Genomic DNA, 14,894 nt, shown 5'->3' with positions numbered 1-14,894 from the left:
TTTTCCGATCGAGAAGCTCAAAAACCTTGGATTTTCGTCGGCGATTACCGATTCAATTGGGAAGCTAGAGTCCAAAACGACCATTGGGCAAGCTGTACGGCATCAGAATTCGCTCTGGAGACTTATTCAGCAAGCCCTAATTAGTCGATCGATAATTGTTGTTGTGGGTTAGACTCCAGGTCGCGCAAGGTGCGACGGGTGAGTTTGACGTAGGTTTTAACGGTATCGTAGGGCATTTCTAAATCGTCGGCGATCGCCTGGAGAGATTCGCCGAGTTCGCGACGGGCGAGAATGGTGGCGCGAGTTTGGCAGATTTTACGGGCGCGATCGCTCTCGGGGCGTTTTTGGCGCGTCAGCAACAGCTCGTTTAAATCATCAATGCGTTCGGCGAGGCGCGTTTGCTCGCTGTTGGGTTCGGCGGTGGCTTCAGTCCACCCCACGCAGGTTCGTCCTAAGCCGAAAGGGGTTTTGTGGCCGGTTCCGCAGTAGGGGGCGAAACGGGCCAGAGCGGCGAACAGTTTGGCGTAGTCGGGGTTTTGACGGCGAGCGGTGGCGGAAACGGACAGCTCGATCGATCCGGTAAAGCCGGTGACAGACCCCCGTTTTCCGGCGGCGACTTTGTGGGAGCGGATGTCGTGGCGGCGTAAAACGACGTGGGAATCGACCCAGTCGAGAAAGTCTTCTGTCTCGACGGGAAGTCCTGAGAAGTCGTTCCAACGGCGCAGGTAGCTGTGAAAGAGGTTCGTGGGAACGGGAAGGGGGACGTGATGGCCGCGATGGCGAAAGCTGGTGGGACTGAGGAAACTCAGTCGAACGGTGGCGGCGTCGGCGGTGTCGAAGAGGGTTTGATAGGTCGTCGGTGGAGGATCGACTTCGATCGCCTTGATGTCGAAGGTTGCAGCTCGCAGGTTGAGGGTTTGGGGTGGGGTTTCTAGCCAGGTTTTCGCCCACTGGACTAGCTCGGCGGTGAGGAGGTTTAACGTCCAGCCGTAGGTGCGATCGCCTGAGACTTGCAGTTGGCGTCCGACTAGGGGAAGTTCGCCGTCGAGAAGGGAGAGGGAAAAGGGTTTTTCGGATTCGCCGTCGTGGAGGTAGGTGGAGAGTTCGGGATTGCTTTGACGCACGCAGTCGAGAAACCAGGCGTGCAATCCGATGCTGTATTGGGGAAAGAGAGTGCTGCTGTGATGGGGTTGCAACTCGAAGCGAAGGCCGACGAGTTCGGTGTCGTCTGTCCAGGTGGGGGGTGAGGGCATTGGGGCGATCGAGGAAATTGTTGAAGTAGACGACTTTTTATAGTGTCCAGCTTTTGATGGGGAACCGTCAACTGTCCGGCGATCGACCTGTTGATGAGGCTGAGGGCGTCTTGCTATCTTTCCCATACAATTGTTACGATCGCTCTTCTGAACGTTGAGGGCGATCGGTTGGGGCGAACTCACCCCACCGCGTTGCATAAGCGAGCGATCGCGTTTTTTGGGTTAACAGACAATTCTGAAAACCCTTACATTGGATTGGACAGCAACCCACAATGAATATCAACCACTATCTCGAGCGAATTCGATATTCTGGCGATCTGAATTTGAATGTAGAGGTTTTGCGGGCGTTACAAGAATCTCATTTGTTAACGGTTCCGTTTGAAAATCTCGACGTTCACTATGGACGGGCGATCGAACTGGATCTCGATCGCATTTACAAAAAAGTTGTTTTAAGTCAAAGAGGTGGATTTTGTTATGAGCTAAACGGACTTTTTTACGAGCTTTTGAAAGGTTTGGGCTTTCAAGTTAAGCGAATTTCGGCGCGAATTTTTGCCCGTAACCAAGGTTCCGAACGGGAATTCGACCATTTGGTAACGATCGCTCGTCTTGACGGTCGAGATTTTTTATTGGATGTAGGATTTGGTGAGTTTACGTTGCATCCGTTAACGGTAAAGCCGGGAATCGTACAACAAGATCCGAGAGGACATTTCATCATTGAAAAACACGAGGGAGATGTTTATCGTGTGGATAAGATAGAAAATAGAGAGGTCGAGCCTCAATATTTATTTACGTTAAAAGAAAGAGATTTAAGTGAATTTCAGGAAATGTGTCGATACCATCAAACTCATCCTGAGTCGTTTTTTACGCGACAGCGTTTGATTAGTTTGGCGAGGAAAAACGGTCGCGTGACGATCGCAGGAAATAAGTTGAAAATCTCGGAAAGCGATCGGGTTGAGGAAATCGAACTCGAGAACGAAGCCATGTTTGAGTCTAAGCTGAAGGAGTATTTTGGTGTGACGCTGGATTTTTAGGTGCGGCGATCGCTCGCTAAATTGGAGTTGTTAAAGAAGGTTCGACGATAAGGTGCGAAACACCTGGGTTGGATGGGTCTTTTCGGTTTAAGGTGATACGCTAATTTCATGATAAGTAAAACCCTTACTGTAGGGGCGTCATGGCAATGCGCCCCCGCCCAATTTTGCATTCAAAATAACAAATTACACCGCAATTCCCGAAGACCCTAAAAAACCTGAGATCGTGCCCGTGTCGATACTGTTACGGCGATCGTTTCAATCTCTGGTTTCTTCGTCTGGGGGCGATAGGGGGCGATCGTAGGTGCGATCGAGGGGATAGGGGGCCCGAGTGGCGGACATGACGTCGTAACCGCCTTGTCGGAGAAGGGAAATTAGGGCTTTGTCGCCCAGCCAACTGAGGGCGAGACTGCTGGTAAAAACTAGCCCGGTGCAGAGAATTACAGAGAATAAGCCCAGAGGGGCGACGATGAGGATTATCCAGGTGATTCCGGCGTTGGCGAGGGCGACGAGAACGCTGCGGTAGCGGGTGAGTTGTTTGGCAAGGGTGCGAGACATCATGAGAGTTTGAGGGTAGAGGTTGCGAACGTGGCTATTATGACATCCTTATGGAAGGTGCAGCTTCCATATAGGGGGTTAAATAAAAGAGTCGAGCGATCGCAACAGGTATGACGACACTTTATTTAACCGAACCGGGGACTGTGGTGGGATATGGAAACGAGAGTTTGACGGTGAAGCGAGGGGAGGAGAAACGCCGCTGTCGGTTGGCGGAGTTGCGGTTGCTGGTGGTGTTACCGGGGGTGCAGTTGACGGCGCAGGCGATCGCCGCCTTGCTCGATCGTGGGGTGGAAACGTTGTTTTTACGGGGAGACGGACGGTTTCGCGGACGGTTGCAGGGACAGTTTCAGACGAATCCGACGCTGCGGTTGGCGCAGTATCGGGTGGTGGATACGACGTTCGGGATGGCGTTGGCGCAGATGTTGGTGTTGGGGAAGATTCGCAATCAACGGGTGTTGTTGCAGCGGCGCAACCGCGAGGTACAGGGACGAGTGGCGGTGTTGGCGGAGGCGGTGGAGACGATGGGGACGTATTTGCGACAGTTGCAGGGGTTGGAGTCGCCGCTGGAGCGATCGCAGTTGATGGGAATTGAGGGGATTTGCGCCCGAACGTATTATCAGGCGTTGGCGCAGGTGTTGCCGTCTCGGTGGAATTTTTCGGGGCGCAACCGCCGTCCGCCGCGAGATCCGGGAAATGCGCTGTTGAGTTGGGGGTATGGGGTGTTGTTGTCGAGGGTGTTTTCGGCGTGCGTTCGGGCGGGATTCGATCCGTATTTGGGGTTTTTTCACGCCACGGAACCCTATCGTCCCAATTTGGCGTTGGACGTGATGGAGGAGTTTCGTCCGGTGGCGATCGATCGAACGGTGTGGGGGATATTGGAGTCGGATTTACTCGATCCGTTGGATTTCGGGCCGTCGCCGGATGGGGAAGGGGTTTGGTTGGGAACGACGGCGAAGAAGTTATTTTTGGCGCAGTTGGAACGTCGGTTTCAGACGCGGTTTTTTTACGAGCCGCAAAATCGCCAGTTGACTTTGAGTCAGATTTTGTTGGAACAGGCGCGGTGGTTGGGACGCTGTTGTGTGGAGTTGCGCTCGGACTATCGGGCGTTTACGGTGCGGTGAGGAGGTGGTGAGGATGAGTCGGTTGTGGTTGGTGTGTTATGACGTGCGGTGCGATCGCCGCCGGAGGAAGTTAGCGAAGTTAATCGAGCAGCGATGCGAACGGGTTCAGTATTCGGTGTTCGAGTGTCCTTGCGACGAGGAGACGTTGGAGCGGTTGTTGAAGCGGTGGTTGCGGGTGTTGGAGTTACCCGAAGACAGTTTGCGGGTGTATCCGTTGGACGAACGGGCGAAACGGGAAACTCGGGTGTTTGGGTCGCCGCCGCCTTACGAACCGCCGGATTTTTTGATTTTGTAACTGTTTTTTTGGGGTTTAAGTTTGGAAGTTTTTTGGCTTTCTATCTTTTGAGATGGAGGTTTTGAGTGTGTTTCTTTTTGTAAAATGTGGTTTTATTTTCGCGGAAAGCTAAAGGGAATTTAAAATTCCCTGAGAAAATGTAAAGTTTTGCAATTTCACGAGTTTTGTGTTGACAGCGTCTCGCGTTTTCGATAAAGTTAGTACAGCTTCAAATTCAAAAGATTTTCTTTTGAAATCTTTTAGGCGATCGAGGTTGTAACAGAGTGTGAATCAGCTTCGCGGAACTGCACCTTGAAAACTAAATAGCACAAGGTTTCCACAGTTATAAAGTCTTTTCCTACCTTTTCCCCGCAAGGGGACGGAAAAAAGCCGAACAGTTGCGCCAGCGAGAAGAACGGCTGAAACGTCTTTTCCTACCTTTTCCCCGCAAGGGGACGGAAAACGAAACCATCCAAGCCAACGCCGAGCGCGTGATCGCCGAAGTCTTTTCCTACCTTTTCCCCGCAAGGGGACGGAAAACTTGAGCATCTGGGGGAAGACCAACGACCGCATTCGATTCGGTCTTTTCCTACCTTTTCCCCGCAAGGGGACGGAAAACTTTGAAGCCACGATCGCCCAACCCGACGTCACCCTCGCGTCTTTTCCTACCTTTTCCCCGCAAGGGGACGGAAAAGAAATCAGTGGTTCCCCGTTCGTCTGTGGCTGTATCCAGTCTTTTCCTACCTTTTCCCCGCAAGGGGACGGAAAAGGAGTTTCACCCCGGACGTTGGGAACTGGTCGAACGAGAGCGTCTTTTCCTACCTTTTCCCCGCAAGGGGACGGAAAAACTATATTTGCCGCTTCATGGAAGAGAAATACGGCATCGGGTCTTTTCCTACCTTTTCCCCGCAAGGGGACGGAAACGAGATTGCCTCCTTGGCGGCTGCGTAATCAGACAGCGTAAAGTCTTTTCCTACCTTTTCCCCGCAAGGGGACGGAAACCCTCTAAAATCTAGACCCCAAACACTTGGTAACAGTGTCTTTTCCTACCTTTTCCCCGCAAGGGGACGGAAACCTGCCTTACGCACATTTCCCAAATAAACCTCTAATACTTGTCTTTTCCTACCTTTTCCCCGCAAGGGGACGGAAACTTGCTTGACGAGGGACTTATTCTCTAGCTGGGGGTCTGTCTTTTCCTACCTTTTCCCCGCAAGGGGACGGAAACAATGGGAATACTCAGGGCGCTCTAAAATCGATTCGATCGCGTCTTTTCCTACCTTTTCCCCGCAAGGGGACGGAAACAGCGCTCGCCCGTACCAAGCAAGAGGTCGGTGAGTTAACCCCCGCAAGTCTTTTCCTACCTTTTCCCCGCAAGGGGACGGAAACGATGCTCACGCTAAAAAGGAGCGGGAGAGGAATTATATGCGGGTCTTTTCCTACCTTTTCTCCGCAAGGGGACGGAAACACCGCCTTGATACAGGATGTGGTGGCGTCGCCTCCGGTGTGCTGAGGTCTTTTCCTACCTTTTCTCCGCAAGGGGACGGAAACATAAAGCCGAACAAACCCTAGATCTTCTGCCACTGCGTTTTTTCCTGCTTTTTCCCTGCAAGGGAATGGAAACTGCGATGCTAAAGCTAGAAAGCAAGATGGCTTACCCAGTTAACCCCGAATTATCTCTCGATATCTATCCCTGAGAGCTTTCACATAGAGCCAGTTGGGAATGCCATAATTCCCGATCGCCCACATATCGTTAAATTCAATTACCACCTGCTCCTGGCTTTCTAGCACCCCGATATCGATACAATAAGTACTCGGAAAATCAGACTTATTCTCTCGAACGACCCGATCGAGATAGTCCTTATCGGGAAAGACAAAAACATCGCCAGAGTAATTCCTGACATCTAATATCTCGTGGCGATGAATATAAGCCCTCCATTCACTGACAATAGGAGAGCTAAATACCGGATACACTAAAACCCAAACATCGAGCGGTACGTCCTCAAGACAGCGATAGGAGTATCCCTCATGAACGAAACCCGTAAACACCTTCATATCTTTCGGCTTAATAAATAAGGGCTTATTTTCTCTTTCGCGCCTCTCTAGTGCTTCCCCTAAAGTCATACATTGCGAAACCCGATTGGAGTTCCTCGGAAGTCGAGGCATGGGTATTTTCAATCTGTTCCAGACTTCCTGCATAAACTCCACCGTCCCCACGAAAATTCCCCGGCGTAGAGCATCGTCGTATTGACCTGTCACTAATTCCTCATAAGAGATGAGTTGATAGGGTTCTTCTAATTCCCGACAACCATACAATGCACAAGCCGCATCGAAGTGATGGGGAAGTCCGTTTTCCATCTGGATGTAAAACACGATCGCGACCTCAGAGTTTGTAGTGTAATCAGGAAATTACGATAAGTCGTCGCCAATCTAGCAGTTTAGAGATCCCTAACCTGACGAGTCAAGCTGGATTGTCGATCCGAGGGACAACACGATACACCCAGAACAAGCACTCAAAACAATTTGAATCTTACCGCCGATCGTGCCACCCTGAGAAAAGCATTACACACCTTAAACCCCTCAAACCGTTGTGATTTACTTCGTTACAGGCGGACAGCGTTCCGGTAAAAGCAAATTCGCGCAACAGTTGGCCAAACGCTTGTCCGATACGCCGATTTATCTAGCAACATCGCGGATTTGGGACGACAACCATCTCGAACGGATTCGACGCCACCAGAGCGATCGCGACGCCACCTGGCGAACGGTGGAGGAAGAGAAATATATTTCCAAACATCAGTTTGCAGGGGAAGTGGTGGTTCTCGATTGTATTACCCTGTGGCTGACGAATTTTTTTATGGATACTGAAGGCGATATTGACGAGTCGTTGAAGTTGGCGAAGCGGGAACTGTTGGAAGTTTTAAAGCAGGATTTTACGTTAATTGCGATTTCTAACGAGATCGGGATGGGTTTACACGCGGAGAACGCCAACGGACGAAAGTTTGTGGATTTACAGGGTTGGATGAATCAGTTTGTCGCCGATCTCGCCGACGAGGTGTTTTTCATGGTGTCGGGTTTACCGCTGAAGGTGAAGTAGCAGTTCGTCTGGTGAATTCACGTATCGATCGACTTAACGGTTGAAAATGGATTCAACTGAAACCGCCAGTTCGGGAAACGTCGGCGAGACAATGCGATCGCTCCCCCGATAAGGGTTCATTCGATAGGTTCCGTTGTCGTCCAGACTGCATACAAACACTGTCAGTTCCTTCGGTTTCCCTAAATAACTGCGACTGGCGATCGCCATATAATCGACTATCCAATATTCAGGAATTCCCAACCGTTGATACTCACCAAGTTTATCGACATAATCGTCTTCCCAGTTTATCGAAACCACTTCGATCGCCATCTGCGGCGGTTCCAGTAACGCCGAGTACGCCATCGGTTGCGAGTCCCAAAGCTGTTTGTTGACCACCGTAATATCTGGATGGCGACCTTGTTCGGTTCCGTCTTCGGTGGTTGTGCGAATGACAACTCGACCCGATACCCAGTAATTTAAACTCAGACGACGGATTTCAGCTTTGAGTTCGTCTGCAATATATTCAGCGATGGTTTCATGTCGTCGTGTCGGTCGTTTTCTCACAAATTTTCTATCAACGAGTTCGTAATCTCCCTCTTCGTCAGGGAGTTGTTCGAGAAAGTCTCGAAACGTGAGTTTTGAATGAGTTGTTGCTCCGGTAACCGTCATCAATCATTTTCTCCAAATTAACTCATCGCCAAACTCACAAAGTACTGACATAACTTTCCAGTTGAAACTGACACTGCTGAAAACTGTAATTGACTGCGGCAAATAAGCGATCGAGATCGTAAATTGTGTAAGGATGTATATTTTTGGTAAAGCGATCGCCTTCTAATTTCCCAAATTGCCAGAACTTCCCATTTGAGACAATACCAAAAATTGTAACTTCATCGCGATCGTTGAGCTTCTGTGCAGCTATCATCTCAGCTAGACATTGACTCCAGCCTTCCTCAAATTTATCTTGCCTCGCTTCCACCAACAAAAGATAAGGTCGATCGAAGACAACTTTTCCTAATTCAGAGCGTTTAGCCAGGATATATTCAGGAAATCCTGATAGGCGATCGTCGTAATTGAGAGCTTGATGGCTCCACAGCACAAAATCTTTAGCGTAGCGTTTCCAAACCTCTTTGAGAACTGGATAAATGAGATTTTCGCAAATGGCAAATTCCGAGTTATCGACCACCCCTTCCCGCATAACGAATTCCAGATCGTCACGGAAACTCACTGGGATTTCAAATTCGACACCGATAACAAAATCTTCTTCAGTATAAGAAATACCAAATTCCTTAAGAATCGAACCAATAGATTGGAACTGACTGCAAGCCATAATGACTGCGATCCTATTTCTTGGGGGGCTGAGTCTGGTGACACTGTTCCAGTTTTTCGGTGAACTTCCTCACCCACTGGTCTTTCTGAGACTTAGCATTTTTGAATCGGCGATCGATCCTCACGAACCCGCTTTGTAAATACTCCCAAACTCGGGACGACCTTAAAACATCTGCAATTTTAACGTTAACTGAAATTCAAGCCACTAAAAACATCCCGTACCGAGATATTCCAATCGGTTAAAAGACTTAAAACAGGGAGTCGATCGTCATTTTGCTTAATTTCGGGTTGTTCTCTCGGTTTAAAAATGGCGATCGACCGTTCTTCAGGATCGACGAGCCAACTGAGTTGAGTTCCGGCGTTGAGACAAAATAAGATATTGCTCATTACGCGAGTCGGATTTTGTTCGGGGGATAAAATTTCGATCGTCCAGTCCGGTGCAACTTCAAAGGTATTTTCAATTTCCCCTCGACAATCGAGGGGAATCTTTTCCCAAGCCAAAACAGAGATATCTGGAACGATCGATCTCCCGCCAAACGTACAGCATAACTCGGTGAACGCGCAGGCGATGCGATCGGGTTCTGCGACCCGATTAATTTCTGCCGAGAGTCGGGTTTGCAGTCGGCTATGTTTCCCTTTCGGTATCGGTTTTTGATAGGTTTTTCCAGCGACGTATTCTGTCGCTGGCTTGGTTTCGGGGAGTTGTAGAAATTCGCTTAAGGATAACGAATTTGACTGAACGGTCGATCGCATCTTTGATTTTCCTCAACAGGAGATTTAGGAAAAATTGACCGTCTGAGGTATCGGGTATCTATCTGTTCTGTCAGCGATCGGAGACAACCGCTACATTTCCCACTCCGAGGGAAATTGAACTGGAGATGGAGACTTTTTCGACACCACCGCCGCGATCGCCTCCCGAACCAAAGGCGCGAGCGCGGCTTCCAATTGGCGGTAGTCCGATTCTGTCACCGGACGCAAACCGTGGGCTAAAATCGAGTAATTCCGCATTTGCAGCGCGTCTTGAATCCGACCACCGAGGCAAACTGTTTCCCGACGATCCCGTGGGGAAGCTCTGTTAATAGGCTAATACGCCTGAGAGCTGGCGGAGACCAAGAGCGAGGACAGCTTTCGCTGTAGCAACAGCAAAGACTGGAAGTATATACTCTGATCGAAGCATTCGTTCTGCTCTTGCGATCGTTGCTAGGACAGAACATTGCTCCTGTTGTAGTTCTCGGATTGTCAACTGTCAATCCTTGCTCAAAACGGTTCTTCCAACTTTGGTATGTAGGACAAATGGCTGTAACCCTTATCTGGAAGGGGATGCGTGCGACTTGAGTTTTCGTTTTGTACAGTTTAGTGAAAACTCCTACCCTGTAAAAGTTTCAGCGATTTTTTGCATAGTAAGTTCGGAAGATCCCTCAAAACTTGCCACCGAGTTCGTGTAGAGTAAGGCGAAATCTGAAAATATCCGAAAAATTTCTTGCAATCCATCCAAGCTCGGGATAATATGCCAACAGGTTTTTACAATCGCAGTAATTCAGAATAGATATTCAGAAAGTTGCTCTCTGAATAAGATTGTTAGCCCCTACCACCTATATGTTGGTGGGTAATTGATAAAAATCATTCATCTTGAGACATCAACAAAGCGAGTTAAGAGTAAGTAATACACAAATTTGAGAAAATAATGGCTGTCCTGTATACTTGTGGTAATATCAATCTCAACACGGTTAAGCTTGTAGCTACTGCTGTTAAAACACTACTCGATCGAGATAAAAATCAACCGATATTAAAGGTAGTCGTATTCTCGTCACCTGAAATTAACAAAATTTTTATTGAGCAGGAGGAAATTTATAGAAATTTTCTAGGAAGAGATATCAGAATAGAAAAAGTATCTTTAGATAGTGAAGGTCTGGCAAAAGCGGAAGATTTTACAGAGGTTTTTAAAAATGATTCCCTGAAGTATGTAGATCTGACCAATGGACAAAAAGCTGTCACTGCTCAACTTTATCTTGCGGCTAGTTTACTACGAATAGAAAATATTTACTATATTTCTTTACTATGCTCTCCTAAAGAAATACCCGATCGTCCGAACTGGGGGCAACATTATGAGTATACAAAACTGCCGCCTTTTACAGGTATTTCAAGCATATCTAGATTGAGTTACTTCGACTTAGTGTTTTATCTTGAGGAAATTGATAATATATTTGCCGAAATCAAGCAAATCTCCTTTCTTCATAAAATTAGTAATGATTTGAGAAAAGGCGTACTTTCTTTTTTTCAAGGTGATAATTTCCGCAGTGCAGTTTCCGATGCAACAACCTCAAGTGAGGTATTTATTAATGAGTTGCTAGAGTTTTTAAGGATTTATCCACCAGCAAAAGTATTTGCTAATGATTTTGGAATAGATCTTCTCAAACAAAAAGATTCATTGGGTGCTATTTCCTTCTTCTTTAGAAAGTATTCTGAAATGAGTGGCAAAAAAAGAAGTTATATTGACAAAAATCTAGATTCTCTATTGACAATTCCTGGGTTACTAACACCGTTAAGATCGTTTAGAAACCTTTCTGCTCATGCAGGTATGTCATCTCATCAGTTTAAATCTAATGAAGTTAGAATTTCTATTAACTTAGCTTTAGAATGTTTTAGATGCGCGAAGGCTAGTGAAGAATTTTGGAAAAGGCTATTAGCACGATGAAAACCAATAGTTTTTTTGTTGCAATTGATGGAGATCTTGTTGGAAGAAAACTGGAAAAGCTGATCGTATCTAACGAATTAGATGAACTAGAAAGGTATAGCTATTCTATTAATGAATCTATAAATAGAATACATTTTTTGTCTGAAACATTCAACGGAAAAACTTATTTAAAAGGTGGAGATAGTCTTTTAATTGAACTATTAGAATATCAACTATTTGTAGAAGAATTTATTTCAAAACAATCAGGAATGCCCACGTCTTTTTCTGTTGGTATTGGTAGGAATGCTGTCGAAGCTTACTTGGCTTTGAAATTTGCTAAATCGGCAGGACGTGGATTAATTGTTTTAGTCGAGGTTTTAAATAATACTTTCGAGTTTAAGCAAATCGGCTAACCTCATTATTTCTTACCATAGGAAGCTAAGACTCTACATTTCTGCCGTGTCCTCTATGGTGAATTTCCCAAACCACGGAAAACGCCTTCCCTTGCACGCCCCCAACCCACAGCTTAAAATCGAACTAGAAAGCCAACACCTCCCCCCGTTCCCCTCCCCCCAATGAAAAAAGCAGTATATTGGCTCATGGGCGACACTGCCGGACGAGTCACGATAAATATCTGGAATTGGTTGTGGGGATTACCACCAGAAGACGAACGCCGCACCGCCGACCCTTTGCAAAGTGCCGAAACATCTCTCAAGGCAATGCAGGCGTCCGTCCGACAACTGGCCGAAGCGGTCTCAGCCCAAGTCGAAGCCTACCAAAAAGCCGCACTGAAATACGAAGAGAAAGTCGGACAAGCCAAACAGTACGAACGACAAGCGATCGCCGCCCGTCAAAACGGAGACGAAAACACCGCCCGCCTCGCCATGGCCAAAGCCATCCAACTCGAACAACTGCTGCCCCAACTCGAAGAACGAGTTCGCCAAGCCGAAGTCTTTGTCAAAGCCTCCCAAGACCGATTGAATCGAGAGCGAATCGATCTCGAAGCCTACAAAGCCGACATGGAACACATGAAGGACATGGCAGAAATGAGTCAAGCCCTCGATGCGATCGCTCGTGTCAACAGCCAACTCAACATCGACTCCGCGCGATCGCAATTCGACCGTGCCAAAGACACCATCGAACAACGACACCTCGAAGAACAAGCCCTCGCCGAAGTCCGCGACCTTTCCAGCGATAATATGGCAGAAGACTGGGAAACCCTCACCCTCGACGACGAGATCGATCGACGGTTGCAACAATCGAAACGTCCCCCACACCAGCAGTAAAGGATCGTGACTCAACCCCGCAGCGGCCCGCCTCCCATCGTTTTTATCCTCATATTTCTCCTCCTAGCCGGAGGAGGATATTGGTGGTTCTTCAAACGCCAAACCGCACCGTCTGGCGTCACCACCGCCCCAGCCCAGCAAGCCCCAAACGCCGCACCCGATCGAGTCACAACTGCCCCGCCTCCCCCACCGACGCCGAACGCGTTCTCACCTCCGACGACCGTTCCCAGCGGAACCACCGTCACGATCGACGGTTCGACGAGTATGGTGTCCCTCAACGAAAACCTGAAAACTGCCTTTCAAGCCCAATTCCCCGGAACCACCGTCTCCACTCGTGCCACCGGGTCCGATAACGGCATCCAAGCCCTCCTCAACGGACAAGCCGATCTCGCCGCCGTATCCCGTCCCCTAACACCCCAAGAACAAAACCAGGGGTTAGTCGCCGTTCCCGTGGCCGACGACGCGATCGCCCTCGTCGTCGGCGTGGGTAATCCCTTCGGTCAAGGACTCAGCCAACAAAACGTCGTGGACATTTTCACCGGACAAATGACCAACTGGTCGCAAATCGGCGGCCCCGACAAACCCATTCGCGTCATCAACCGTCCCCCCGAAAGCGGGACGCGCCAAGCCTTTCAAGAACTCGTTCTCCAGGGGGGCAATTTCGGCAACACCCCCAACATTACGACGATGGAACGAGACGCCACAACACCGATGTTGCGAGAATTAGGAGACGACGGCATCGGCTACGCCACCGCCGCCCAAATCTTCAACCAAAGCACCGTTCGCGTGGTAGCGATCGACGGCTTGACCCCAGCCGCCGCCCAATATCCCTACAAACGCACGCTGTACTACGCGTACCAAAACCCACCGACGCCCAACGTGTCAGCCTTTCTCGGGTTCGTTGCCTCTCCCCCAGGACAACAGGCGATCGCCACAGCCGGACGCTGACGCCTCGGGCAGATCGAACCCGTACCGCACAACACTTATCAACCGTTCACTGTCAACTCTCAATCGCCAATGTTGAACGCTACCGAACTCACGATCGATCGCTTTGTCTCACAACTTCGTGACGGCTACCGACGCACCTATGGCGGATTGAACCCCGACTACGAAGATATCATCGCCTGGGCAGGCGGCATGGCACTCGAAAACATTGCCAACAGCGACGCCCTCTATCACAACGTCGAACATACCGTTCTCGTCACCCTCGTCGGTCAAGAAATCCTACGAGGCAGACATATCCGTCAAGGCGGCGTCTCCTGCGACGACTGGTTGCACTGCATTATTTCCCTCGTCTGTCACGACATCGGTTACGTCAAGGGCGTCTGTCGTCAAGACCGACCCGGCCTCTACGCCACCGGTCGAGACGGCGTCTTCGTCTGCTTGCCGCCTGGGGCTTCAGATGCCAGTCTGACCCCGTACCACGTCGATCGCGGCAAACTCTTTGTTGACGAACGGTTTGGCGGTCACAAACTCATCGATGCCGAAACCATCAAACGGAACATCGAACTGACGCGATTTCCCGTTCCCTCTCTCGACGACCACCAAGACACCATTCACTACCCCGGCTTAGTGCGGGCGGCCGACCTGATCGGACAACTCAGCGATCCGCGATACCTCAAAAAAATCTCGGCCTTGTTCTACGAATTCGAGGAAACCGGAACGAATAAAGCATTAGGCTATAAAAAACCCGGACACTTACGCCGAGGCTACCCCAAATTTTACTGGAACGGCGTCTATCCTTACATTAAAAACGCCTTGCGATATCTCGAACTGACCCAACAAGGCAAACAAATCTTAGCCAACTTATACTCCAACGTTTTCATCGTCGAACACGAACAACTCGAAGCGTCTTAGACCTTCGTTGAAAAGCACCTCTCTCGGACGAGGTTTCCGATTTCTCTCTTGGTCGTTCGATACTCAATACCATATCATAACGTTATTGTCAACCGAAATTTAAAGAACACAGACAACCCATCGGTCAAATATGGAGACGAGCGGATAGGGTCGATCCAGAATCCGTTAAGGAGAGGGGAGATAGGGAGGCTTGTCGGGTCGATCGAAACCAGTATTTGAGTCCTCGACTCCGCTCGGACTCAACGCTGAGCGGAGTCGAAGCGAGCGGAGTCGAAGCGTTGAGATTCGCATTCCGTATCAGACGTCATACGGAATCCGTTCCCGATAAGCTAGGTTTCAAGAAGTCTTCACCACATCCCCCCTTAGCCCCCCAAAGAAGAGGGGGGTTGGGGGGATAGAGGGGTTTTTCAGGTTGGAAAAAACCAGTGTTTGAAATTCGGATTCCGT

General features: G+C 49.1%; 16 protein-coding genes and 1 CRISPR repeat array. Of the genes, 9 read left to right on the top strand and 7 right to left on the bottom strand.

What is annotated here, in order from left to right; all coding sequences use genetic code 11:
* Nucleotides 1–140 precede the first annotated feature (140 nt).
* On the bottom strand, nucleotides 141–1,253 hold the full coding sequence (cas6, locus tag POG22_RS22015) for a CRISPR-associated endoribonuclease Cas6 (protein ID WP_498907134.1): 1,113 nt from the start codon (nucleotides 1,251–1,253) through the stop codon (nucleotides 141–143).
* A 272-nt stretch (nucleotides 1,254–1,525) separates the two neighbouring features.
* On the opposite strand from cas6, the gene POG22_RS22010 reads away from it, so the two are divergent.
* Nucleotides 1,526–2,284, top strand: a complete 759-nt coding sequence (locus POG22_RS22010; protein WP_498907133.1) for an arylamine N-acetyltransferase family protein — start codon at nucleotides 1,526–1,528, stop codon at nucleotides 2,282–2,284.
* Nucleotides 2,285–2,539: 255 nt separating this feature from the next.
* On the opposite strand, the gene csx18 is transcribed toward POG22_RS22010, so the two are convergent.
* Nucleotides 2,540–2,842 carry a CRISPR-associated protein Csx18 gene (csx18, locus tag POG22_RS22005; RefSeq protein WP_498907132.1) on the bottom strand — a complete coding sequence of 101 codons (303 nt, stop codon included), beginning with the start codon at nucleotides 2,840–2,842 and terminating at the stop codon, nucleotides 2,540–2,542.
* 107 nt (nucleotides 2,843–2,949) lie between these two features.
* Between csx18 and cas1 the strand changes: the two genes are divergently transcribed.
* Nucleotides 2,950–3,960: a CRISPR-associated endonuclease Cas1 gene (gene cas1 / locus POG22_RS22000; protein ID WP_498907131.1), complete on the top strand. Its 1,011-nt coding sequence runs from the start codon at nucleotides 2,950–2,952 to the stop codon at nucleotides 3,958–3,960.
* 13 nt (nucleotides 3,961–3,973) lie between these two features.
* Nucleotides 3,974–4,255, top strand: a complete 282-nt coding sequence (gene cas2, locus POG22_RS21995) for a CRISPR-associated endonuclease Cas2 (protein WP_498907130.1) — start codon at nucleotides 3,974–3,976, stop codon at nucleotides 4,253–4,255.
* A gap of 329 nt (nucleotides 4,256–4,584) precedes the next feature.
* Nucleotides 4,585–5,855: a CRISPR direct-repeat array (repeat unit 37 nt; unit sequence GTCTTTTCCTACCTTTTCCCCGCAAGGGGACGGAAAA).
* 38 nt (nucleotides 5,856–5,893) lie between these two features.
* Here cas2 and POG22_RS21990 read toward each other — a convergent pair.
* Nucleotides 5,894–6,604 (bottom strand): ATP-grasp domain-containing protein, encoded by a 711-nt coding sequence (locus POG22_RS21990; RefSeq protein WP_498907129.1) that lies wholly within the window; start codon nucleotides 6,602–6,604, stop codon nucleotides 5,894–5,896.
* A 217-nt stretch (nucleotides 6,605–6,821) separates the two neighbouring features.
* Here POG22_RS21990 and POG22_RS21985 point away from each other — a divergent pair, with 217 nt between their 5' ends.
* A complete protein-coding gene (locus POG22_RS21985) occupies nucleotides 6,822–7,325 on the top strand; it encodes a bifunctional adenosylcobinamide kinase/adenosylcobinamide-phosphate guanylyltransferase (protein WP_498907128.1) in 504 nt (167 codons plus the stop codon).
* A 33-nt stretch (nucleotides 7,326–7,358) separates the two neighbouring features.
* On the opposite strand, the gene POG22_RS21980 is transcribed toward POG22_RS21985, so the two are convergent.
* The 4 genes from POG22_RS21980 to POG22_RS21965 all read right to left on the bottom strand — a co-directional run bounded on the left by POG22_RS21980 (nucleotide 7,359) and on the right by POG22_RS21965 (nucleotide 9,638).
* Nucleotides 7,359–7,973 (bottom strand): Uma2 family endonuclease, encoded by a 615-nt coding sequence (locus POG22_RS21980; RefSeq protein ID WP_498907127.1) that lies wholly within the window; start codon nucleotides 7,971–7,973, stop codon nucleotides 7,359–7,361.
* Between the two features lie 34 nt (nucleotides 7,974–8,007).
* On the bottom strand, nucleotides 8,008–8,631 hold the full coding sequence (locus POG22_RS21975) for a hypothetical protein (protein WP_498907126.1): 624 nt from the start codon (nucleotides 8,629–8,631) through the stop codon (nucleotides 8,008–8,010).
* 185 nt (nucleotides 8,632–8,816) lie between these two features.
* Nucleotides 8,817–9,383: a Uma2 family endonuclease gene (locus tag POG22_RS21970; RefSeq protein WP_498907125.1), complete on the bottom strand. Its 567-nt coding sequence runs from the start codon at nucleotides 9,381–9,383 to the stop codon at nucleotides 8,817–8,819.
* A 90-nt stretch (nucleotides 9,384–9,473) separates the two neighbouring features.
* Nucleotides 9,474–9,638 (bottom strand): hypothetical protein, encoded by a 165-nt coding sequence (locus POG22_RS21965; protein WP_498907124.1) that lies wholly within the window; start codon nucleotides 9,636–9,638, stop codon nucleotides 9,474–9,476.
* Nucleotides 9,639–10,314: 676 nt separating this feature from the next.
* Between POG22_RS21965 and POG22_RS21960 the strand changes: the two genes are divergently transcribed.
* The 5 genes from POG22_RS21960 (at nucleotide 10,315) to POG22_RS21940 (ending at nucleotide 14,447) form a co-directional block, all read left to right on the top strand.
* On the top strand, nucleotides 10,315–11,325 hold the full coding sequence (locus POG22_RS21960; protein WP_498907123.1) for a hypothetical protein: 1,011 nt from the start codon (nucleotides 10,315–10,317) through the stop codon (nucleotides 11,323–11,325).
* On the top strand, nucleotides 11,322–11,717 hold the full coding sequence (locus tag POG22_RS21955) for a mCpol domain-containing protein (protein WP_498907122.1): 396 nt from the start codon (nucleotides 11,322–11,324) through the stop codon (nucleotides 11,715–11,717). The genes POG22_RS21960 and POG22_RS21955 overlap by 4 nt, the downstream gene beginning before the upstream one ends.
* A 162-nt stretch (nucleotides 11,718–11,879) precedes the next feature.
* A complete protein-coding gene (locus POG22_RS21950) occupies nucleotides 11,880–12,590 on the top strand; it encodes a PspA/IM30 family protein (RefSeq protein ID WP_063717400.1) in 711 nt (236 codons plus the stop codon).
* A gap of 6 nt (nucleotides 12,591–12,596) precedes the next feature.
* Nucleotides 12,597–13,538, top strand: coding sequence for a phosphate ABC transporter substrate-binding protein (locus POG22_RS21945; protein ID WP_498907121.1), 942 nt, complete (start codon nucleotides 12,597–12,599; stop codon nucleotides 13,536–13,538).
* A gap of 69 nt (nucleotides 13,539–13,607) precedes the next feature.
* A complete protein-coding gene (locus POG22_RS21940; RefSeq protein ID WP_017660580.1) occupies nucleotides 13,608–14,447 on the top strand; it encodes an Npun_R2479 family HD domain-containing metalloprotein in 840 nt (279 codons plus the stop codon).
* The last annotated feature ends 447 nt before the right edge of the window (nucleotides 14,448–14,894 follow it).

This window comes from Geitlerinema sp. CS-897, assembly GCF_028368005.1.
Classification (GTDB): domain Bacteria; phylum Cyanobacteriota; class Cyanobacteriia; order Cyanobacteriales; family Geitlerinemataceae; genus Baaleninema; species Baaleninema simplex.
The sequence above is the reverse complement of the archived record's forward strand: the minus strand, read 5'-3'. Positions and strand labels throughout refer to the sequence as shown.

Bases quoted from the DNA above. Each gene is read 5' to 3' on its own strand.
- POG22_RS21970 (WP_498907125.1), bottom strand. From the start codon at position 9,383: ATGCGATCGACCGTTCAGTCAAATTCGTTATCCTTAAGCGAATTTCTA.
- csx18 (WP_498907132.1), bottom strand. From the start codon at position 2,842: ATGATGTCTCGCACCCTTGCCAAACAACTCACCCGCTACCGCAGCGTT.
- cas2 (WP_498907130.1), top strand. From the start codon at position 3,974: ATGAGTCGGTTGTGGTTGGTGTGTTATGACGTGCGGTGCGATCGCCGC.
- cas6 (WP_498907134.1), bottom strand. From the start codon at position 1,253: ATGCCCTCACCCCCCACCTGGACAGACGACACCGAACTCGTCGGCCTT.
- POG22_RS21940 (WP_017660580.1), top strand. From the start codon at position 13,608: ATGTTGAACGCTACCGAACTCACGATCGATCGCTTTGTCTCACAACTT.
- POG22_RS21950 (WP_063717400.1), top strand. From the start codon at position 11,880: ATGAAAAAAGCAGTATATTGGCTCATGGGCGACACTGCCGGACGAGTC.
- POG22_RS21965 (WP_498907124.1), bottom strand. From the start codon at position 9,638: ATGCGGAATTACTCGATTTTAGCCCACGGTTTGCGTCCGGTGACAGAA.
- POG22_RS21960 (WP_498907123.1), top strand. From the start codon at position 10,315: ATGGCTGTCCTGTATACTTGTGGTAATATCAATCTCAACACGGTTAAG.
- POG22_RS22010 (WP_498907133.1), top strand. From the start codon at position 1,526: ATGAATATCAACCACTATCTCGAGCGAATTCGATATTCTGGCGATCTG.
- POG22_RS21975 (WP_498907126.1), bottom strand. From the start codon at position 8,631: ATGGCTTGCAGTCAGTTCCAATCTATTGGTTCGATTCTTAAGGAATTT.
- POG22_RS21955 (WP_498907122.1), top strand. From the start codon at position 11,322: ATGAAAACCAATAGTTTTTTTGTTGCAATTGATGGAGATCTTGTTGGA.
- POG22_RS21980 (WP_498907127.1), bottom strand. From the start codon at position 7,973: ATGACGGTTACCGGAGCAACAACTCATTCAAAACTCACGTTTCGAGAC.
- cas1 (WP_498907131.1), top strand. From the start codon at position 2,950: ATGACGACACTTTATTTAACCGAACCGGGGACTGTGGTGGGATATGGA.